21 protein-coding genes and 1 pseudogene are annotated in these 20,911 nt (G+C 65.0%); 11 read left to right on the forward strand and 11 right to left on the reverse strand.

What is annotated here, in order from left to right; translation table 11 throughout:
• From FJ938_RS19590 to FJ938_RS19615, 6 genes are all read right to left on the reverse strand, one after another.
• Positions 1-705: an ATP-binding cassette domain-containing protein gene (locus tag FJ938_RS19590; RefSeq protein ID WP_140607413.1), complete on the reverse strand. Its 705-nt coding sequence runs from the start codon at positions 703-705 to the stop codon at positions 1-3.
• The gene (locus FJ938_RS19595) at positions 702-1,688 is read right to left on the reverse strand and encodes a branched-chain amino acid ABC transporter permease (protein WP_140696467.1); all 987 of its coding nucleotides are present in this window, start codon (positions 1,686-1,688) and stop codon (positions 702-704) included. Before FJ938_RS19595 ends, FJ938_RS19590 begins: the two co-directional genes overlap by 4 nt.
• Positions 1,685-2,602, reverse strand: a complete 918-nt coding sequence (urtB, locus tag FJ938_RS19600) for an urea ABC transporter permease subunit UrtB (RefSeq protein ID WP_246673422.1) — start codon at positions 2,600-2,602, stop codon at positions 1,685-1,687. Before urtB ends, FJ938_RS19595 begins: the two co-directional genes overlap by 4 nt.
• Positions 2,547-3,668 (reverse strand): class II histone deacetylase, encoded by a 1,122-nt coding sequence (locus tag FJ938_RS19605; RefSeq protein ID WP_140696470.1) that lies wholly within the window; start codon positions 3,666-3,668, stop codon positions 2,547-2,549. Before FJ938_RS19605 ends, urtB begins: the two co-directional genes overlap by 56 nt.
• Positions 3,669-3,751: 83 nt before the next feature.
• The gene (locus FJ938_RS19610) at positions 3,752-6,466 is read right to left on the reverse strand and encodes a LuxR C-terminal-related transcriptional regulator (protein WP_140696473.1); all 2,715 of its coding nucleotides are present in this window, start codon (positions 6,464-6,466) and stop codon (positions 3,752-3,754) included.
• Entirely contained in the window at positions 6,463-7,110 is a 648-nt protein-coding gene (locus FJ938_RS19615; RefSeq protein WP_181169140.1) for a GNAT family N-acetyltransferase, read from the reverse strand. The genes FJ938_RS19610 and FJ938_RS19615 overlap by 4 nt, the downstream gene beginning before the upstream one ends.
• A gap of 176 nt (positions 7,111-7,286) precedes the next feature.
• On the opposite strand from FJ938_RS19615, the gene FJ938_RS19620 reads away from it, so the two are divergent.
• The 5 genes and pseudogenes from FJ938_RS19620 (at position 7,287) to FJ938_RS19635 (ending at position 11,628) form a co-directional block, all read left to right on the forward strand.
• Complete coding sequence (locus tag FJ938_RS19620) at positions 7,287-8,588, forward strand: ArgE/DapE family deacylase (RefSeq protein ID WP_181169141.1); 1,302 nt, start codon at positions 7,287-7,289, stop codon at positions 8,586-8,588.
• Positions 8,585-8,992: pseudogene (locus FJ938_RS30420) on the forward strand (phosphotransferase); the annotation flags it as partial. The gene FJ938_RS19620 and the pseudogene FJ938_RS30420, both read left to right, overlap by 4 nt.
• A 106-nt stretch (positions 8,993-9,098) precedes the next feature.
• Positions 9,099-9,644: a phosphotransferase gene (locus tag FJ938_RS30425; protein ID WP_348642288.1), complete on the forward strand. Its 546-nt coding sequence runs from the start codon at positions 9,099-9,101 to the stop codon at positions 9,642-9,644.
• Positions 9,645-10,955: an aspartate aminotransferase family protein gene (locus tag FJ938_RS19630; RefSeq protein ID WP_181169142.1), complete on the forward strand. Its 1,311-nt coding sequence runs from the start codon at positions 9,645-9,647 to the stop codon at positions 10,953-10,955.
• A 16-nt stretch (positions 10,956-10,971) separates the two neighbouring features.
• Positions 10,972-11,628, forward strand: coding sequence for a GntR family transcriptional regulator (locus FJ938_RS19635; protein WP_140607406.1), 657 nt, complete (start codon positions 10,972-10,974; stop codon positions 11,626-11,628).
• Between the two features lie 22 nt (positions 11,629-11,650).
• Here the strand turns inward: FJ938_RS19635 and FJ938_RS19640 are convergent, their stop codons facing one another.
• From FJ938_RS19640 to FJ938_RS19660, 5 genes are read right to left on the reverse strand one after another with little or no spacing between them, the layout of a single operon-like run.
• Positions 11,651-12,955, reverse strand: coding sequence for an FAD-dependent oxidoreductase (locus FJ938_RS19640; protein WP_140607405.1), 1,305 nt, complete (start codon positions 12,953-12,955; stop codon positions 11,651-11,653).
• The gene (locus FJ938_RS19645; RefSeq protein ID WP_181165507.1) at positions 12,952-13,935 is read right to left on the reverse strand and encodes a branched-chain amino acid ABC transporter permease; all 984 of its coding nucleotides are present in this window, start codon (positions 13,933-13,935) and stop codon (positions 12,952-12,954) included. Before FJ938_RS19645 ends, FJ938_RS19640 begins: the two co-directional genes overlap by 4 nt.
• Positions 13,932-14,840 (reverse strand): branched-chain amino acid ABC transporter permease, encoded by a 909-nt coding sequence (locus tag FJ938_RS19650; RefSeq protein ID WP_140607404.1) that lies wholly within the window; start codon positions 14,838-14,840, stop codon positions 13,932-13,934. Before FJ938_RS19650 ends, FJ938_RS19645 begins: the two co-directional genes overlap by 4 nt.
• Complete coding sequence (locus tag FJ938_RS19655) at positions 14,837-15,604, reverse strand: ABC transporter ATP-binding protein (protein ID WP_140607403.1); 768 nt, start codon at positions 15,602-15,604, stop codon at positions 14,837-14,839. Before FJ938_RS19655 ends, FJ938_RS19650 begins: the two co-directional genes overlap by 4 nt.
• On the reverse strand, positions 15,601-16,401 hold the full coding sequence (locus FJ938_RS19660) for an ABC transporter ATP-binding protein (protein ID WP_140607402.1): 801 nt from the start codon (positions 16,399-16,401) through the stop codon (positions 15,601-15,603). The genes FJ938_RS19655 and FJ938_RS19660 overlap by 4 nt, the downstream gene beginning before the upstream one ends.
• A gap of 128 nt (positions 16,402-16,529) precedes the next feature.
• Between FJ938_RS19660 and FJ938_RS19665 the strand changes: the two genes are divergently transcribed.
• From FJ938_RS19665 to FJ938_RS19690, 6 genes are read left to right on the forward strand one after another with little or no spacing between them, the layout of a single operon-like run.
• Positions 16,530-17,264, forward strand: coding sequence for a GntR family transcriptional regulator (locus tag FJ938_RS19665; RefSeq protein WP_140607401.1), 735 nt, complete (start codon positions 16,530-16,532; stop codon positions 17,262-17,264).
• Positions 17,261-17,743, forward strand: coding sequence for a DUF3830 family protein (locus FJ938_RS19670; protein WP_140696476.1), 483 nt, complete (start codon positions 17,261-17,263; stop codon positions 17,741-17,743). The genes FJ938_RS19665 and FJ938_RS19670 overlap by 4 nt, the downstream gene beginning before the upstream one ends.
• A gap of 1 nt (position 17,744) precedes the next feature.
• On the forward strand, positions 17,745-18,098 hold the full coding sequence (locus tag FJ938_RS19675) for a TIGR04076 family protein (protein ID WP_140607399.1): 354 nt from the start codon (positions 17,745-17,747) through the stop codon (positions 18,096-18,098).
• Positions 18,095-19,150 (forward strand): aldo/keto reductase, encoded by a 1,056-nt coding sequence (locus FJ938_RS19680; protein WP_140607398.1) that lies wholly within the window; start codon positions 18,095-18,097, stop codon positions 19,148-19,150. Before FJ938_RS19675 ends, FJ938_RS19680 begins: the two co-directional genes overlap by 4 nt.
• A gap of 4 nt (positions 19,151-19,154) precedes the next feature.
• Positions 19,155-19,577, forward strand: coding sequence for a DUF4440 domain-containing protein (locus tag FJ938_RS19685; RefSeq protein WP_140607397.1), 423 nt, complete (start codon positions 19,155-19,157; stop codon positions 19,575-19,577).
• A 48-nt stretch (positions 19,578-19,625) separates the two neighbouring features.
• Positions 19,626-20,885: an ABC transporter substrate-binding protein gene (locus tag FJ938_RS19690; RefSeq protein ID WP_140607396.1), complete on the forward strand. Its 1,260-nt coding sequence runs from the start codon at positions 19,626-19,628 to the stop codon at positions 20,883-20,885.
• The last annotated feature ends 26 nt before the right edge of the window (positions 20,886-20,911 follow it).

The following is a 20,911-nucleotide window of genomic DNA, read 5'->3' on the forward strand; positions in this document are numbered from 1 at the left end:
TCAGCGCCTCCCCAGATAGACGTCGCGGACCATCTCGTCGGCCTCGATGTCGTGGAAAGGACCGCTGCGCAGCCGCCGCCCCTGATGCAGCACCAGCGTTTCGCAGTTCAACGCCCGCACGAAGCGGATGTCGTGCTCGACCGCGACGACCGAGAACTCGCCCTTGAGCCGCAGCAGCATTTCGGCGGTCGCCATCGTCTCCTGCGGCGTCATGCCGGCGGTCGGCTCGTCGAGCAGCAGCAGCCTCGGTTCGATCGCCAGCGCCATGCCGATCTCGAGCCATTGCTTCTGGCCGTGCGCCAGCGCGCCGGCCAGCGTGCTGGCGCGATTGCCAAGCGCGACCAGCTCCATCAGTTCACCGACCGGGCGAGCCGGCGAGGGCGCGCCCCACCGTGCGACCTTGAGGTTGTCTTCCACCGACAGGCTGGGAAAGACGGAAGGAATCTGGAACTTGCGGGCGATGCCGAGCCGCGCGATGCGATGCAGCGGCAGGCCGGCTATGTCGTGGCCGAGGAAGCGAACGCTGCCACTCGTCGGGCGAAGCGTGCCGGTCAGCACGTTGAGGAACGTGCTCTTGCCGGCTCCGTTCGGCCCGATGATGCAGCAGAGTTCCTTGTCGCGGACCGTCAGGTTCAACCCTTCGAGCGCTTGAAGCCCGCCGAACCGGATACCGACGTTTTCGGCCTGAAGCAGGACATCGCTCATTGCGCCTGCCTCCGGCCTTTGAACAGGCTCTTCAACCGCGCGTAGATCGACAGGATGCCGTCGGGCAGCAGAAAGACGATGATGACGAAGACGCAGCCGAGCAGAAGCGGCCACAGGCTCGGGTTGAAGCTGCTGATGGTCTGCTGCGCTCGTTGGATGACGATGGCGCCAAGCACCGGACCGAGCAGCGTGCCGCGTCCGCCGACAGCCACCCAGACGATGACTTCCGTCGACAGAAGCAGCCCGGAGAGGTCTGGCGCGACCAGCCCCGCCATGCAGACATAGAGTGCGCCGGCAAGCCCGGCGATTGCCGCCGACAGGATGAAGGTCACCAGCAGCCGCAATGGCGCATTGTGGCCGAGAGCCGCCGCCCGGACTTCATTGTCCTGGATGGCGGTCAGCACCGTGCCCCAGCGGCCACGGCTGATCGACCACAGCGCCAGCAAGACCAACGCGACGATGGCGGCCACGAAGATATAGGAGGGCAGATCCTGGCTGAGGTCGACATGCAGGCCGCCGACATCGAACGCGATCGGCGGGATGCCGATCAGCCCGCTGTCGCCGCCGGTGACCGAACTCCAGGAGACGGCGGCCTGCTGGCAGATCACGCCCATGGCCAGCGTGACGATGGTGAAGTAGCTGCCACGGATGCCGCCGAAGAACAGGAAATAGCCGATGATGGCGGCGACGAACGCAGCACCGGACACCGCGCCCATGACGCCGAGGAGGCTGCCGAAGGGGATCGCATCGTTGAGCGTGACCAGCGCCATGATGTAGCCGCCAATGCCGAAGAAGGCCGCATGCCCGAAACACAGGATGCCGGTGCGGCCCCAGAAGAAGTCGAGGCTCGCCGCGAACAGGCCGAAGATCAGCGCGTCGCGGATCACCGTCAGCTGGTAACCGTCGGCGAAGAACGGATAGGCAATGGCGAGCGCCGCGCAGACGGCGAAGACCAGCAGCCAGTTGCGGTCCCGGGCGATCATCGCGACGCCCCGTTGAACAGGCCGTTGGGGCGCAGCCGCACGGCGACGATGGCGGCGAGCAACACGATGGCTTGCGCCAGCGAGGGCGAGATCTGGTAGTTGAGCACACTGGTCAGTCCGCCGACGAAGATGCTGCCGGCGACGAGCCCACCGATCGAGCCGACGCCGCCGACGATGACGACGAAGAAGGCGTTGGCGAGATAGTTCACCCCCATCTGCGGCAGCACGATCGCCAGCGGCGCGACCAGCCCGCCGGCAAGACCCGCAATCGCCGCTCCGAAGGTGAAGGCGATGGCGTAGGTGCGTCGCGTGTTGATGCCGACGCCCTCGGCCATTTCGCGGTTCTGGATGACGGTGCGGATATCGAGCCCGAAGGACGTCCGGTTGATCAGCAGGATGACGCCGAGCAGGGTCAGCATGGCAATCGCGATCAGGATCAACCGGTACGCCGGATAGACGGTGAAGAACAGGTCGAGCGTGCCTTCGATGGGCGGCGTCACCGGTTTGGCGCCGAGCCCGAAGGTCAGTTCCAGTCCTTGCTGCAGGATGAGGCTGACGCCCCAGGTGGCGAGCACGGTCGAGACCGGCCGCGGATAAAGATGGCGGATGATGGCGAATTCCAGGATGGAGCCGACCGCCGCACCGGCAATCGGTGCGGCCGCCAACCCGACCCAGAAGGAACCGCCCACGCTCTGGATGAAATAGACCGCGAAGGCGCCGACGGTGACGAATTCGCCATGCGCCAGGTTGGTGACGTTCATCAGGCCGAAGCTGATCGCCAGCCCAAGCCCGACCAGCATCAGGATGCTGATCAGTGTCAGCGCATTGAGCAATGTGGTGACGACAAAATCCATCGCGTCAGGCCGCGCCGGCGAGGTGTTGACGCAGGCCAGCGACCAAGCCTTCGGCGGCATCGATCACATCAGCCTGATGCGGCTGCAACTCCTGCCCGGCCCATTCGTCGATATGGTCCGACAGCGGGTCGACCACCTCGGTCCGGTGATTGGCCAGCGTCTCGATGACGGCATGGCCGCAGAACGGCACATAGCCTTCGGAGTAGCCGCCTTCATGGGTCATCATTAGCCGTCCGTTCGAAACTTCGGCGGCCAGCGCCACCATGCGCGCCGCGAGGCGCCGGAAGCATTCGCTGTTCAGCATCATGCGGCCGAGCGGGTCGAAGCCCGACGCGTCGAAACCGGAAGCGACGATGACGAGGTCCGGCTTGAAGGCGCGCAGTGCCGGAGCGACGACGCGGTCGAAGGCCGCCTCATAGGCGCCGGTCCCACTGCCGGCCGGCAGGGGGATGTTGATGTTGTAGCCTTCGCCTTCGCCCTTGCCATTGTCGGCCAACGCGCCGCGTCCGGTCGGATAGAGATTGTCCTGGTGCAGGGAAATCGTCAGCACCGATGGGTCGGAATAGAACACGGTCTCGGTGCCGTTGCCGTGGTGCACGTCCCAGTCGACTATCGCCGCGCGGCCCAGCAGGCCTTCATGCTGCAGCCGGCGCACCGACACGCCGATATTGGAGAACAGGCAGTTGCCCATCGCCTGGTCAGGCTCGGCGTGATGCCCCGGCGGCCGCGCTAGCGCATAGGCGTTGTCGACGCGGCCAGTCAGCACCGCGCGCATCGCGGCGTAGGTGGTGCCGGCGGACAACAGGGCGATGTCGAAGCTGTTGAGGCCGATCGGCGCCTGCGGCCCGGCGAAGCCCGATCCGCGCTCGCTGAGCATCCTGATGTCGTCGACGTGGCGCTGTGTGTGTACGCGCAGCAGATCCTCGACCGAGACCGGCTCGGGAACGATCGGCACCAGATGGCGCGACAGGCCGCTGACCTGGATGAGGTTATTGAGCCGGCGCTTCGACCCGGGCGATTCCAGATGCCGGCCAGGCTCCACGAAACGGCCGGGAGGCATCATATCGGCGCTGGAGCCGGTGTCATGCCACATCAGCTGTTCGTGAAAAACGTAACCTGTCGCCATCCGCAACGTCTCCTAAAAACAAAGGGACGCTAGCAGGCTAACGATCGCGTGGCCCGACCCTAAAGAAGGGTTGTGCCGGATATCTATGCCCCTTCTTTCGGAGGGGGTCGGAGGTTCGCGGCGGCCTGCGCGGCGCGCACGGCCTGGACGCGGTTCGACACCGAGAGCTTGCCGAAAATGTTCTTCAAATGCCATTTGACCGTCGTCTCGCTCACCGACAGCGCGACCGCGATATCGCGGTTGGACATGCCTTCCGACAGGCAGCGCAGCAGCTCGGACTCGCGCTGAGTGAGCTGTTCCTTCTCGGCAACCGGCGCGGCTGGCTTGCGCGTTGCCACCGGCATTGTCTGCGCGGCATCGATGATGCGCGTCGCATAGGCTGACAGCGACGGATCGGTCTTCGCCTGAGCCGCGCGCAGCCGCATCAGTCCTTCGACAACAGGCCTGCCCTCGTCGACGAAGGAGCGGATGAAGCCAGAGGGCCGCGCAAGACGCAATGCTTCGAGGAGATGGCGATCGGCCTCGCGCGGGTCATGGCCGGCGCTCCTGGCGCGCAGGATCAGCGCCAGTATGTGGCGGCGCATGCGCCCGCTGCTTTTCGTTCGCTCCAGCAGATCGTCGAAAATCGCCACAGCCGCGGCATAGGATTTCTCCGCCGTCAGCAGCCTGCCTTCGGCGAAGTATTCGAACTCGTTGGCGATGCTTGGGAAGGTCTCGCTCCGATCGCGGCGATGTTCGTCGAGCAGGGCGCGCGCTTCCACGGCGCGGTTCTGGTCGATCAGCAGCCGGACGCGATCATGCACCAGAATTGAAGCGAGGCGGCGGTAGACTGAGCCACGCACGCGCTGGTAGACGCGCTCGAGCATGTCCAGCGCGACGTCGCCCCGACCGGTCAGCTGCAGCACGCGGGCATAGGTCGGCACGCTGGCCAGGGGATAGACGATGACCGCCGCGCCCTCGATCAACGGCCCGAGATTCTCGACCAGCGTCAGTGCCTCGCCGGACGCGTTGGTCTCGTAGGCAAGTTCGGCAAGCAGCGTTCCGGCGAGCGCCTCGGCATAGGAGTTCGCGCCGATCCGCGTTCTGGCCTCGATGATCGCATTGCGCAGCAGCCGTTCGGCGGCGGGCAGACGGCCGGCCGAGCGCTCGATGACGGCCATGTAGCAATTGGCGATGGTGACGCCGAGCAGGCTGCCGCTTCGCTCATGCGCCTTGCGCGCGGCGTCAACCGCCGCACGCGCGCCTTCGAGGTCGCCGAGCGCATAGAGATTGTAGCCGATGACATTGGCCGTGGCCCCCTCCATGAACCATGCGTCGGGCGCGATGATGCGCAGGGCGGCCAGCGCGGTGTCGCGCGCATCTTCGAACTGTTCCAGCGTGCTGTGCACGGCGGCCTCGAGAACGGCGAGTTCGGCCTCGATTGTGGTGCCGGTCAGCGTGCCCGGATCCTTGCTATCGCTTGGCCCGGTCTCGACAAGCTTGCGCGCATTGCTAAGCGTCTGCTGGGCGATCTCGGGCTGGCTGCTGTGCACCGCCAACCACAGCACCACGAGTTGCAGCCGGATGCGCTGGTCGACCAGTTTCCTGGGCAGCAGCGCCAGCAACTGGCGCACGTAAAGCAGCTGGCACTGGGCGATGAGCTCGAGCGCATTGTTCTCGACGAACACCGCCGCGCGGGCCTGGTCGCCGGCGGCCAGAGCGTGCCCGATCGCCTCGGTCAGCATCTTGCGTTCGCCGAACCATTCCGAAGCCGCGAGGTGCAGCGGCGCGATCATCTCCGGTTCACGCCGTTCCATCTCGCGGCTGAGGAAATCGTGGAACAGATGATGATAGCGGAACCAGCGCCGCTCTTCGTCCAGCGGCACCAGGAACAGGTTGCGGGTCTCGATCTCGGCGATATCAGCCTCGGCGTCCGCCGCGCGCATCACAGCCCGGCACGCCTCGGCGCTGAAACGCTCGAAGATCGAACTGTGGAGCAGGAATTTGGCCAGGGCTGGTGGCAGCTCCAGGAACACTTCCCCCATCAGGAAGTCAGCGACGTTGCGGTTGGCGCCGGTGAAGTTGCCGATGACGGTTTCTGGAGCATGCGCGGCGCTGAGCGACAGCGAGGCAAGTTGCAGGCCGGCGGCCCAGCCTTCGGTCCGCGAGCACAGGGTCTCCACGGTGCCGCTGCTGACGCTGAGGCCGAGCTTGTCGTTGAAGAACGCTTCGGCTTCGGACGAGGCGAAGCGCAGATCGTCGGGGCCGATTTCGAAAACGTCGCCAAGAACCCTGAGCTTGCCGAGCTGCAGGTCGGGCAGGTTGCGCGAACCGATGACGAAGCCGACGTTGGCGGGCGCCTGCCGCGTCAGCCGCTCCATGAACCGCTTCACCGCCGGCGCTTCGATGGCGTGGTAGTCGTCGAAGAAAAGGGTGATGTCAGCGTCACGCGCAGCAAGACCCGCCACAAGCGCCGCGAGCACGACATCGAGCTGCGGGATCGGGCTCGACTGGAAGGCGAGGTCGAGCTCGGCCGGGCTCTGGACGAGATGGCGCAACGCACCCACCAGATGCGACAGGAAGGCCCCTTCGTCATTGTCCGTCGCCTCGCAGGACAGCCATGCGGTCAACCGGCCGTGGCGCGCGACTTCCGCGGCCCACTGCGTCATCGTCGTCGACTTGCCGAAGCCGGCGGGCGCGGCAAACAGCACGATGCGCGTGTAGACATGCCGCTCCAGCTTCGACAGGATGGTCTCGCGCCGTACCCACCGGCGATGGTGGGGCGATGCCTGGCTGGCTGGTCGCGAAGACGGTCTCATCTGACGCCGGGCATCCATTCCGTTTCGATCAGCGGGATTTGCGGCGCGCAATCGCGCGGCAAGGTTCCCTTGATCCGGGGATCGTCGGTGATTTCGAAACCCGCCGCATACGGTGCAAATCCGCAAGCCCTGTAGAAACCGATGACGCTGTGATGATCGATGCTGCTGGTGTGCAGCCAGATACGGCTTGGGCCGAGGCCCCATGCCTGGCCGAGCGCGCCGGCCATCAGCCGCTTGCCGAGGCCTCGGCCGGTCAAGGAAGGGAGCAGGCCGAAATAGGTGATCTCGATCTCGCTGTTTTCGGCTACTCGGAACTCAACCATGCCGACATGTGCTCCACTCTCGTCGTGGGCGTAGTAGACATGCTGGCGAGGGTCGGAAAAATGCGCGGCGATTTCGGCATCCGACATTTCGGCGGCGCGATCCCAGAGCCAGGGAGCGCCGATATCGAGGAAGGTCGCGCGGTAGGAGGCAATCTCGGACCTTGTGATGCGGGTCATTGCCAGCGGTTGGGCGAGACCCGGCACCGGCGCACGCGCCTCCATCCACGTCACCGCATTGACGATCTTGCCGGCCGGTATGCGCCGGTAACCGGACGCGAGATCGGTGACTTCATCCGGCAATGTGCCCTCGGTGACCAGCATTTGTCCTCGATCTTTCGTCGCGCCGCCTTGCCGGCCTGCAAGAAGCTGATGCCAACTCTGTGCTCGCCTGCCAAGAGGTTCCACAGGTGGGTCATGATTTTGGCCCGCCTGTCACTTGCATTTCAAGGGAATGGCATATGAGATATGATACACCATCTATGGGAAAGCGGAACATCATGCCTGAGTGTATTGCCGACGATGCCATTTTGCGCGCGGTTGACGACGGCTTCACGCGGCAGGTCTCGTTCCTGGCGGACCTTGTACGCTTTCCCTCTCAACGCGGCGAGGAGCACGCAGCGCAGAGCTTCATGGCGGCGACCTACGAGGCCAATGGCTACGCGGTCGACATGTGGCGTGTCGACGTCGACGACATTCGCGGCCTGCCGGGTTTTTCGCCGGTGGCGGTGTCCTATGACGATGCCTTCAATGTCGTCGCAACCCACACACCACGAAACGCAACCGGCCGCTCGCTGATCCTCAATGGCCACATCGATGTGGTGCCAACCGGACCGCTCGACCGCTGGGCCCGTGACCCCTACGATCCGGCGATCGAGGATGGCTGGATGCATGGCCGTGGCGCCGGCGACATGAAGGCCGGCCTGTCGGCTTGTCTCTACGCGCTGGCCGCCTTGCGCAGCCTTGGCTATCAGCCGGCCGCGAAAGTGTTCCTGCAGTCGGTGGTCGAGGAAGAGTGCACCGGCAATGGCGCGCTCGCTTGCCTGCAGCGTGGCTACCGTGCCGACGCGGCCTTCATTCCCGAACCGCTGGAACCGAGATTGATGCGGGCACAGGTCGGGCCGATCTGGTTCAGGGTCGAGGTCGACGGCGATCCGCAGCATGCGTCGGGCGCTTTCTCCGCCGGCGCCAACGCCATCGAAAAGGCCTTCGTCATCATCCAGGCGTTGAAGCAACTGGAAATCGTCTGGAATGCGCGCAAGGTCGACGACAAGCATTTCTGCGATCATCCCCATCCGATCCGCTTCAACCTCGGCAAGATCGAAGGCGGCGAATGGACGTCGAGCGTTCCGGCGCGCTGCGTCTTCGAAATGCGGGTCGCGACCTATCCCGGCCAGAAGCTGGAAGACGCCAGGGCCGAGCTCGAAGCCTGCATCGCCGATGCGGCCCGGGCCGATCCATTCCTGGCCAATCGCCCGCCCAGGATGACCTACAATGGCTTCATGGCCGAGGGCTATGTGCTGGAGGGCGCCGACGAGATGGAAGCCGTTCTGCGGCGCAGCCATACCGCCGTCTGGGGCGAGCCGCTGCAGGAGCATGTCACCTCGGCGACGACCGACGCGCGTTTCTTCGGCCTCTATGCCGATACGCCGGCGATCGTCTATGGCCCGATCTGCCGCATGCCGCATGGCTATGACGAGGCGGTCGATCTTGATTCGGTGCGCAAGGTCACCCAGACCATTGCGCTGTTCATCGCCGACTGGTGCGGTCTCGAGCCGATCGATCCCGAGGTGAGATCATGAATGCGTCAGTGCCCGATGCTTTCGGCGAAACGCTCGCCGAGGACGCGCCTGACGTTTCGATCGCCGACGCATTGGCCCTGTTGCGCCGACACTACGGGCTGACCGGCACCGCGCGTCCGTTGCCGGGCGAACGCGACCACAATTTCCACATCCAGACCGAAGGCGAGGGCGAGTTCGTCCTGAAGGTCTCCCATCCGGCCGAAGAGGCCGGCTTCACCGACTTCCAGAACAAGGCGCTCGACCATATCCTTGCAGTCGACCCGACCTTGCCGGTCCCCTCGGTGCGCAAAAGCCTTGCGGGCGATGCGCAGTTTGCGGTCAGCATTGAGGGATCCCAGCCGCGCATCATCCGGCTGGTCACCTATCTGCCCGGCCAGTTGCTCTCGCGCTCGCCCACCTCGGCGGCGCAGGATCGCAATCTCGGTATCTTCCTCGCCCGGCTCGGGCGGGCACTGCGCGGCTTCTTCCACCCGGCCGCCGGCAGCGGACCTTCTCTGGGACATCCGCAAGGTGGCAAAGACCCGGCCGATGCTGGCGCATATCTCGGATGCTCGCCACCGTGCCATAGTCGAGCGCGTCATCGACGCCTTCGAGGAGCATGCGGCGCCGGTTATCCCCGGCCTGCGCGCGCAGATCGTCCACAACGACATGAATTCCTACAATGTGGTGATGGAGGCCTCGCGGCCGGAAATGGTGAGCGGCATCCTCGATTTCGGCGACATGATCCATTCGCCGCTGATCTGCGACCTCGCCATCGGCGCCGTCTATCGCTGGCCGGCGCAAGGTCATCCGCTTGCACCCGCCGCCCGCTTCGTCTCCGGTTACCAGTCGGTGCAGCCGCTTGAAGCAGAAGAAATCGGCATCCTTTTCGACCTGATCCGTGCCCGCCTTGCGCTCATCGCCAACATCGCCAGCTGGCAAGCGGAGCGCTTCCCGGCCAAGCGCGATTATGTCCTGCGCCTCGCCACCGAAGTCTGGACCTCGCTCGAACGGCTGGACGAGCTGTCGTCAGCCGCCGCCCGCCGTTATTTTCTCGATCATTCCAATCCGGAGTAGATGCTCGTGTCCCAGTCCTCGCCATATGCTGCAAACGCCGTCGCTTCGGCGCAAGAGCACGCCCTGCTCGAGCGCCGCGCCAGGCTGCTTGGGCCGACCTACCGCGCCTTCTATCGCAACCCGATCCATCTGGTGCGCGGCAGAGGCGTCTGGCTCTATGATGCTCAAGGGCGCAAATTCCTCGATGCCTACAACAATGTCGCGTCGGTCGGGCACTGTCATCCGCGTGTCGTCGAGGCGCTGTCGGGTCAGGCCGGCACGCTCAACACACATACCCGCTATTTGAGCGAGATCATCCTCGATTACGCGGAAAGACTGCTCGGCAGCCTGCCGCCGCATCTCGGCCACGCCATGTTCACCTGCACCGGCAGCGAGGCCAACGACCTTGCCATCCGCATCGCCCAGCATTCGAGTGGCGGCACTGGCGTCATCATCACCGACTTCGCCTATCACGGCGCGACGATCGCGACCGCGCAGCTGTCGCCGGCGGCGGTCGGGGCCAAGGGCGTGCCGGCACAGCACAGGACCGTGGCAGCGCCAGACACATTCCGCGACCATGGCCGCGCCGCGCATGATTTCGCCAGGAATGTCGCCGCCGCCATCGAGGATATGCGCGCGCAGAATATCCGCCCGGCCGCGCTGCTGCTCGACTCGGCCTTTTCCAGCGACGGCATTTTCTTCCCCGAAGCTTCTGTCATGCGCGAGGCGGCGGATCACGTCAGGAAGGCCGGCGGCATCGTCATCGCCGACGAGGTCCAGTCCGGCTTCGGCCGGCTCGGCCAAGGCATGTGGGGCTTCGCCAATTACGGCCTCGAGCCCGATATCGTCACCATGGGCAAGCCGATCGGCGACGGGCATCCGATGGGTGCGGTGATCGTGCGGCCTCAGCTCGTCTCTTCGTTCGGCTCGAACACCGGCTACTTCAACACGTTCGGCGGCAATCCGGTCGCCGCGGCCGTCGGCATCGCTGTCCTCGACGTGATCGAAAGCGAGGGACTGATCGAGAATGCACGGGTGGTCGGCGCCTATACGCGCGACTTGCTCGATTCCTTGCAAGGCCGCCACAGCATGGTCGCCAACGTCAGGCACAACGGCCTCTATTTCGGCGTCGAGTTGACGGCGGGGAGCGATGAGGCGCTGGCTGCCAGCAAGACCTCTTCCGTCGTCGAAGCGATGCGCGAGGATGGCGTGCTGATCTCGTCGTGCGGTCCGCGCGGCAATGTGCTGAAAATCAGGCCGCCGCTGCCGTTCGCCCGTGACAATGCCGAGCAGCTGGCCGAGACGCTCGATCGCGCCTTGTCGAACTGGTGACCAGAGCGGGCCGCGCATGCTGAAGCTGGAACATCAAACCCTCAACGACCGCGCCTATGGCGCGCTCAAGCAGGAGTTGATTTCAGGCGGCTTCAGCCCGGGCCAGACGCTCGTCATCCGCAAGCTCGCCGAGACGTTCGGCATCTCGACCACGCCGATCCGGGAGGCGCTGCAAAGGCTGGTCGCCGAGCGGCTGCTCGAGATGCAGAACAACCGCTCGATCATTGTGCCCTTGCTGTCGGCCCCTGCTTTCGAGGAACTGACCCATATCCGTATCGCGGTCGAAGGGCTGGCAGCTGAGATGGCCGCGTCGCTGATGACGGAAGATGGGTTGGTGGACATACAGGCGACGCTGGCCGGTATGCAGCGCGCCATCGAGGCCGGCGATGCCAAGGCCTATCTCTCGCTGAACGAGGCCTTCCACTTCGCCATCTACCAGCATGCCGGCGCGCCGATCTTGTTGAACATGATCCGCGACCTCTGGGGCCGGGTCGGTCCTTATCTCAAGCTGTTGATGCAGGCCGATCGCTACATTCCGCGGTCGAACGACGCGCATCGCAGGATCGTTGCCGCCTTGGAGCAGCGCAATGGCCCCGCCGTTCGGGTTTCGCTCGAACAGGACATCGCAATGGCCGCCGCGGTTCTTTCCGAAAATCTTCGCACGGCGCGCTGATTGCAGGGCAGGCGCGGCCGGCTTATGCCGTCTCGTCCATCCGGTCGCGCAGAATGCTCCAGCCGAGCAGCATGTTGGGCGCATGCCGCAGCAGGGCGTGGAACGGGATCGGCGCCGGCGGCGCGAAAGGCAGCGGCAGGTCGCCGGCGTCGGTTCCAGCGGCCCAATCGGCCAGTACCTTGCCCATCGCCGTCGTCATGGCGATGCCGCGTCCATTGCAGGCACGGCCGGCGATCAGGCCGGGGCCGAGATCCAGGATGTGCGGCAGGAAATCCGGTTCGACCGCTGCCATTCCCGACCAGCTATAGGCAAGCGGCGGCAGGTCGGGCAGATCGAGGTGCTCGGCGAGCCGCCGCCAGATCGTTTGCGGAACGCGCGTGTCGGCACCGGCGCTCAGAATATGCATGCCGCCGCTGATCAGTCGGTTGTCGGCATCGAAGCGGAAGGTGAAGAGATTGCGCCTGGTGTCGCCGACACCCTGCCCGCCGGGAAGCAGGCGCGCGCGGGTTTCGAGTGGCAGGGGCCTTGTCGCGATCTGGAAAACTTTCAGCGGAAAATAGGTCCGCTGCAGCGTCTGAAAGAGCGGACCGCCATAAGCGTTTGTGGCGATCAGCACCTTGGCCGCGCGCACTGAGCCCGATGGCGTTTTCAGCGACCAACCATCGCCCATGCGATCAACCGACGTCACACGTGTCCGCTCGAAAATCCGCGCGCCCGCCCTTTCCGCCGCATCGGCCAACCCGCGTGCATAGGCGACCGGATTGATGACGCCGCCCGAACGGTCCATCCATCCTCCGACATAGCCGCGCGCGCCGGTCAGCGCTTCCACCTCCTGCCGATCCAGGGTTACGGCAGGCCGGCCCCGCAAGGCCCATTGTTGCGCACGTGATTGGACCTTTTCGAAGGTCGCCGCCGAGTGCGCCGGCTGGATCCAGCCGCTCTGTACGGCGTCGCAGTCGATGCCGTGCTGCCGGATCAGGCCGAAGACAAGGTCGGCACTGCCGGCGGCGAAATCGATCAGCCTTTCGCCTCGCTCCGGTCCGAGATGCGCGAGGATGCTGTCAGGGTCCATCTTGGCGAAGTTCGGCACGACGAAACCGGCATTCCGGCCCGTCGCGCCCCAGGCGATGATCTCGGCTTCGAGAACCGCGACCGAGATGCCTTTTCCGGCGGCGTGCAGGGCGGTCGAAAGGCCGGAAAAACCACCGCCGACAATGGCGAGGTCGACGTCGATCTCGCCATGCAGGGCAGGCCGCTCGCGGGGGCTGCGGCTGATGGCGTGCCAGAGCGAGGCGCCATGCGCCTCCTGCCGGACCACAGCATTCATGAGTTGGAACTGCTCTTGGCCGCGGCCAGCTTCGCCCGCTTGCCGAAACGTGGCCGTCGTGGCCTGTCGCCGAACAGCCCGTTCGGCCGGACCAGCAGGATGACGCAAAGCATGACGCCGATGGCGACGATCTGCAGCGAGGCGGCGCGCGCCTGCTGCTCCGGCGGGAACAGCACGCTGGTCAGCGTGCCCGACCCGGCCCAGATCGCCCAGACCAGGATGCTGCCGATGACGGCGCCGAGATTGCTGCCCGAGCCGCCGACGATCAGCATCACCCAGACCTGGAAGGTCAGGATCGGCAGATAATTGTCCGGCGCGATGAAGCCGGTGAAATGCGCCTGCAGCGCGCCGGCCAGCGCCATGATGGCGCCGCCGACGGCAAAGGCCTGGACGCGGTAGAAGCGCGCGCTCTTGCCGAGCGAAATCGCCGCTCGTTCGTCCTCCCGCAGCGCCTTGAGCACGCGGCCCCACGGGCTGCGTGACAGATGCTCCAGGGCGAGATAGGCGATCAGCGTGACAGCCGAGACGACGGCAAGGTTGGACAGGTTGAACAGCAGCGGCGTTTCGGCGAGGCTGCCGAAGGGACGCGGGACGAAACCGATGCCGAACGGCCCGCCGGTCAGCTTCTGTGCGTTGAGCGCGACCAGTTGTACGACCACCGCGACGCCGAACGTGGTGATCGCCAGGTAGTCCGACCTGAGGCGCAGCGTGGCCACGCCGGTCAGCGCCGCGGCAAGGCCGCCGACGATCATGGCGCCCAGCCAGCCGACGAGGATAGGCAGGCCGAAGCCGCCCAGTCTTGCGGCGTCATCTGGCGTGGTCAGCAGTGCGGACGTATAGGCGCCGATGGCGACGAAGCCGGCGAGGCCGACATTGAACAGGCCGGTCAGCCCCCATTGCAGATTGAGCCCCAGCGTGACCAGCGAGAAGATCAGCGCGGTTGTCAGGAAGAAGGCCCCGTAGCCGACGAGATCGATCATCTTTCCCTCACGCCAAAGAGGCCGATCGGCCGCACGAACAGCACCGCCATCAGGATCATGAAGGAGACGGCGGCGCGCCATTCGGCGCCGATCAGCTGCACCGCGCCGGCTTCGGCGAGCCCGATGATCAGGCCGCCAAGCACCGCACCCGGGATGCTGCCGATACCGCCGAGGATGGCGGCGGCGAACATCGGCAGCAGCATGTCGAAGCCCATGAACGGGCGGATCTGCACCAGAATGCCGATCATCACGCCGGCCACGCAGGCCAATGCGCCGCCGACGATCCAGGTGACGCGCACCACCTTGGCGACATCGATGCCGACGATGCGCGCCAATGCCGCGTTCTGGCTCAAGGCCTGCATCGAGCGGCCGGTCTGCGTGCGCGTCATCAACAGATGCACGCCGAGCACGAGGATAGCGGTCAGCAGCAGCAAGGCGATCTGGTCGGGCGTGATGCGGATGCCGAAGCCAACCGGCATGGCGATCTGGATGGCCCGGCTGAAATAGGTCGGCCGCGAGGTGAAGGTGAATTCGAGCAGGCTCCGCAGTGCCATGGAGGCGCCGAAACTCGCCATCACAACGATGATCGCCTGGCCTTGAGAGCGCAGCCGCGAAAACAGCACCTTGTCGAGCAGCAGCGCCAGCAGCGCGGTGAATGCCATGCCAATGATCAGCGCAACGATGAGCGGCCAGCCGAAGGACAGCGGCGCGATCGGCGCCACCTTGCCGAATGTCGCGCCGATGGCGCTGACCACGGCCAGTGTCGCATAGGTCCCCCAGGCCATGAAGTCGCCATGGGCGAAGTTGGAGAAACGCAGGATCGAATAGGTGAGCGTCACGCCGATGGCCCCGAGGCCGATCATCGAGCCGGTCAGCAATCCGTCGACGATGAACTGAAGGCTCATGCCGCGCCTCCCTGTCCAGCCTGTGACGTCTTTTCCGCCTTGAGCGGGCGCTGGCCGAGATAGAGTTCGGCGACGACCGGGTCGCTCCAAAGTTCGGAGGCGACGCCCTCGTGGCGGTCCTTGCCCTCGACCAGCACATAGGCCCGGTCGCCGATGGCAAGCGCTGCCTTGGCGTTCTGTTCGACCAGAAGGATGGTGACGCCGGACCTGCGGATGCTGGCCAGCATTTCGAACACCATGGAGACGAATTTCGGTGACAGGCCGGCGGACGGTTCGTCCAGCACCAGCACCTTGGGGTGGACGATCAGCGCCCGCGCGACAGCCAGCATCTGCCGTTGGCCTCCCGACAGGTTGCCGGCGGCCGTGCGGCGCTGGCGGACGAGGTCTGGGAAGGCGGCATACATTTCCTCGATGCGGGCAGGGATTTCCCGCCGCTCGAGGATGCCGCAGGCGACCCTGAGATTGTCCTCGACCGACATCAGCGGAAAGATGTTCTCGGTCTGCGGCACGAAGGCGAGGCCAAGCCGCACCATGGTATGGGCAGGTGCTGCGGTGATGTCCTTGCCGTCCAGCAACACCGTGCCGCCGGTGATCGGGACGAGGCCGGCGATCGCCTTGATGAAGCTCGACTTGCCGGCGCCATTGGGGCCGAGCACGACGACGATCTCCCCCTTGCTCACGGTGATCGAAGCGCCACGCACGATCGGCACGCCGGGTTCATAGCCGGCTTCGAGATTGCGGACATCAAGGACGGTCTCGCTCACGCCGCGCCTCCGAGATAGGCCTCGATGACGCGCGGATCGCGGGCCACTTCTTCCGCCGTTCCTTCGCTCAGCAACTGGCCGCTCGCCATGACGAGGACGCGATGGCAGAGCCGAGTCACCATGTCGATGTTGTGCTCGATCAACAGGAAGGTGATGCCGCGCGCATTGATGTCGCGGATGCGGTCGATGATGACTTCCAGAAGCGTCGCGTTGACGCCGGCCGCCGGTTCATCGAGCAGGATGATCGCCGGGTCGGCCATCATGACGCGGGCGAGTTCGAGCAGCTTGCGCTGGCCGCCCGAGAGCACGCGCGCCGGCTGATGGGCGAGGTGGGTGAGGGTGACGAGTTCCAGCAGTTCGAGCGCCTTTGTCCGGGCGGCTCCTTCCTGCGCCGCCACCCGCCACGGCGTGACGAAGTTGGCGAGCAGCCTTTCGCCGGCCTGGCCCTGCGCCGCCAGCATGATGTTTTCGATCAGCGTCAGATTGGGCAGCGGGCGCGGAATCTGGAAGGTGCGGCCGAGCCCGCGACCGATGCGCAGGTGAGCGGCTTCGCCGGAAACGGGCGTACCGTTCAGGAGGATGTCGCCGCTGGTCGGCAATATGCTGCCGGCCAGCAGGTCGAACATGGTGGTCTTGCCCGCTCCGTTTGGCCCGATCAGACCAAGGATTTCTCCTGCTTTGACGTCGAACGAGACATCATTGACGGCGACGAGGCCGCCGAAACGCCGCACGACGTTCCTTGCCGTCAGCACCGGCGCACGGGTCTCTCGCCCTTGCCGTCTGGCTGCCTCGCTCATCTAGACCCTCTGGCCGAAGACGATCGTCGCCGTCTCCTGATTTTTGATTTGTGATCACGCTTGCTTTGATCACGATATTCGGCTTTAATTTCCTCCGCAAGCCGAAAACGGGCCGAGAACGGAATTCCATGCAAAAGGCTGCCGTCGAAAAGAACAACGAGGCGATCGCGGCCCAGCTTGCGCCGGTCGGCCGCGAGACCGTGCAGGATCGCGTCTATTCCGAATTGCGCCGCGCCTTGATCGGCGGCCTGTTCGAACCGAGCCAGGTGCTGACCATCCGTGGGCTTGCCGATGCGCTGGTTACCTCGACCATGCCGGTGCGCGAGGCGCTCGGACGGCTGATCACGGAGAAGGCGCTGGAGGCGTTGCCCAATCGTTCGGTGCGTGTGCCGCCAATCACGCTCGATCGCCTCGATGATCTCCTGCGGGCTCGCATCCTGATCGAGGGCGAGGCGATCGCGCTGGCCGCCGCCCGCATGGGTCCGCGCCAGATCGCCACCATCGAAACCATTCTGGCCGAATGGGACGAAATGCGGGCGCTGAAGCACAAGAAGGATGTCGACCGCGAAGTGACACTCAACCAGAGCTTTCACTTCGAGATTTACCGCTCCTGCGGCTCGGCCGTGCTGATCCCGATGATCGAGAGCCTGTGGCTGCAATCGGGGCCATGCATCCGCGTCGCCATCTATGCCTTCTCGGAAGCCGGCGAGGTCGACACCGCGCAGTATCACCGCCGCATTGTCGAGGCGCTGGCCACGCAGGACGCACAGGCGGCGCGCGCCTCGCTGGTCGCCGACATCAGCCGGCCCTTCACCTTCCTGCGCAGCAAGCTGCAATCCGCGGCTGGGAAAGATCAGACATGACCTCCATCCGGATCACCGAACCACACTCGAAGCTTTCCGTCACGGCTGTGCTGCTGCCAGTGAAGGCGCCGGAAAACGCAGACTTCCTCACAGCGTATCTCGCCGCGCCACGCGTCGTCCCAGGCATCCATGCGATGTGGACCGGACCTGAGATTTCCTGTCCGGTTCCATCAGCCGATCTCGAGGGGCAGGCCTATGCCCGACCGCTGCCGGCGGAGAACGCCACCCTGACGCCGCAGCCCGGAGATATCGTGCTGTCCTACGTGCCGCCGCGCATGTGGGGCGGCAATCCCAATGCGATCTTCGACATCGGCCTGTTCTATGGGCAAGGGGCGCGGCTTCTGTTCCCGATCGGCTGGCTGGCCGGCAGCGTGGTGGCACAGGTGGTTGCCGAGGAGCGCGAACAGTTCGCAGCCGCCTGCGGCGTCATCCGCCGCACCGGCGCCTGCGATATCACTTTCAGCCTGATGGGGGCCTGACATGGCTGACGACAGTTTCGAACTCTTCGATCTTCGCGTCGAGGCGGTCATCCCCGAAGGCAAGCCGATCTATTGCGGCGCCAAGGCCGGCGACTATTTCGAACTCAAGGGCGAGATGCTGTCGATGCCGGCCGGACAAGGCTTTTCGATCTATTCGCTCGCTGCCGTGCTGCCGCTGCTTGCGGCAAAGCAGCGCCCGACCCACGCCAATGACTGGATGACCTCGGACGCCGAGATCGCCTGTCCCGATCCCAATTGCGCCAGCAGGCTGCGGATCGTCAGGCTGGCCAAGCGGCGGTTCAGCCATGCCGAAACCACGGCCGTGCCGCTGCCGAAGGAGAATGAACAGAGATGAGTGCCAAGACCTTCGAACTCGGCCCCGGCTACGCGATCTCGCGCGTCATCCGCGGTGGCTGGCAACTCGCCGGCGGTCACGGCGCCATCGACCGCAGCCAGGCGGTGACCGACCTGATCGCCACTTTCGATGCCGGTATCTGGACCTATGACTGCGCCGACATCTACACCGGCGTCGAGGAACTGATCGGCGCCGCGCGCCTGCGGCTTGCCAATGAGCGCGGCCTCGATGCGGCGGCCAGGATGAAGGTGCATACCAAGCTGGTGCCAGATCTGGAACGGCTGGCCGGCATCAGCCGCGACTATATCAGGGGCATCGTTGATCAGTCGCTTCGCAGGCTGAAGACCGAGCGGCTCGATCTCGTGCAGTTCCACTGGTGGGACTATGCGCAGCCTCGCTATGTCGAGGCGATGGGCTGGCTCGACGAGCTTCGGCGCGAAGGCAAGGTGCGCAATCTCGGCACCACCAATTTCGACACGCCCCGGCTCGCCGAAATCCTGGCCGCCGGCATCCCGCTGGTCAGCCAGCAGCTGCAATATTCGGTGCTCGACCAGCGGCCTGCGCACAGCCTCGCCGCACTTGCGAAGACAAACGGCGTCAGCTTCCTCTGTTACGGCTCGGTGGCGGGCGGCTTCCTCAGCGACAGATGGCTCGATGTGGCCGAACCCGCGACGCCGCTCGAAAACCGGTCGCTGGTCAAATACAAGCTGATCATCGATGATTTCGGCGGCTGGGACCTGTTCCAGCAACTGCTTCAGGCGTTGAAGATCGTAGGCGATCGTCACTGCGTCGACATTGCCACCATCGCCAGCGCCTGGGTGCTGGAGCAGCCGCAAGTGGCCGCCGTCATCGTCGGTGCCCGCAACCAGGCGCACGCGCTGGCCAACGCCAAGATCATGGATATCGAACTCGATGCCGATGACCGCGCGCGGATTGCTGCCGTCATAGCGCAGGGTGCCGGTCTTGAGGGCGACGTCTACACACTGGAGCGTGACCGCAATGGCCGCCACGGCTCGATCATGCACTATAATCTCAACGCGGGCCGGGTGTGAAACGATGGACGACAGGCTGTTTTCGCAGGCCAGCGCCGAAGTCATCGACCTGCACCGCTTCTTCACCGACTGGTTCGTCGCCGCGCGCGCCGACAAAGTGGATTTCGGCCGCTTCGAAGCCGTCATGGGCGAAGGCCTGACCATGATCGCACCAGGCGGTCAGATACTCGATCGTGACGCCGTGGTTGACCACGTCCGCTCCAGCCGCGCCACATGCGACGACGGCTTCGCCATCTCGATCGAGGACATCAAGCCCGGCTGGCAGGGCGGCGATACGATCGTCGTCCTCTATGTCGAGGCGCAGTTGCGCGGCGGCAAGCATAGCCGCCGCCAGTCGAGTGCCGTTTTCACCACCAGTTCATCGGCGCCCAATGGCGTCCAATGGCGGCATCTGCATGAAACCTGGCTGCAGGTGCCGGAACACTGACACTTTCCAGACGTCAAACCAGTTCGTATAAACTCAAGGGGAACAACAATGAGAAAGACGATACTCCAACTCACCACCGCGCTCGCTCTTGTCACGATTGCCGGTGCCGCGCAGGCCGCCGACTGCAAGATCACCGTCGGTCTCGTCATGGAACTGACCGGTCCCGCCGGCGAATACGGCCAGGCCGGCGCCAAGTCTGTCGAAATGGCCTTCCGCGACATCAATGACGCCGGTGGCGTGCGCGGCTGCGATCTCGTCACCGACACGCGCGACAGCCAGAGCCAGGGCAACATCGCCGTCGATGCCGCGACCCAGTTGGTTCAGGTCAAGAAGGTGCCGGTCATCATCGGCGGCATCATCTCTTCGGTGTCGATCCCGATCCTGACCTCGGTGACCGCGCCGGCCAAGATCGTCCAGGTCTCGCCGGCGTCGTCCTCGCCGACGCTGACCGCGCTCGGCCGCGAGGGCAAGACCAACGGCATCTTCTTCCGCACCATCACCTCGGACGCGCTGCAGGGCGTGGCCGCGGCCAAATACGCCATCGACAGGGGCTTCAAGAAGCTGGCGATCATTCACGTCAACAACGATTTCGGCGTCAACATGGTGGCCGAATTCTCGCGCGCCTATAAAGCGCTCGGCGGCACCATCGTCTCCGACACGCCTTACAACGAGAAGCAGTCGAGCTATGCTTCCGAGGTCACGGCGGCGATGGGAGGCGAGCCGGACGGACTCTATCTGGTCAGCACGCCGGTCGATGGCGCCACCATCGCCCGCACCTGGATTTCGCAGGGCGGCGTACAGAAATTCCTGCTCAATGATGGCATGAACAGCCCTGACTTCATCGAATCGGTCGGCGCCGATTACCTGAAGGACGCCTATGGCACGTCGTCCGGCACCAGCCCGACCGCATCGACCGAGTATTTCACCAAGAACTACAAGGCGTTCTCCGGCATCGAGCCATCGAACCCGGCGGCCGACCGTTCCTATGATGCCGGCGCCATCGTCGGGCTGGCCATTGCCATAGCCGGCTCCGAGGATCCGGCCAAGATCAGGGATGCCATGTACAAGGCGGTCGACCCCGCCGGCACGCCGATCTTCGCCGGCAAGGAGGAATTCGCCAAGGCGCTCGGCCTGATCAAGGACGGCAAGCCGATCCGCTATGAAGGCGTCATCGGTCCGGTCGCCTTCGACAAATTCGGCGACATCACCGGTCCGTTCCGGCTGTGGAGGATTGTCGACGGCAAAGTGACCACCGACGGTGAAATGACCACCGACGATGTTAACGCCTTGCAGGCCAAGCTGCAGTAAGCAGATAACATCCTACCAGCATCGAT

Source organism: Mesorhizobium sp. B2-4-14 (genome assembly GCF_006442155.1).
In the GTDB taxonomy this organism is placed as follows: domain Bacteria; phylum Pseudomonadota; class Alphaproteobacteria; order Rhizobiales; family Rhizobiaceae; genus Mesorhizobium.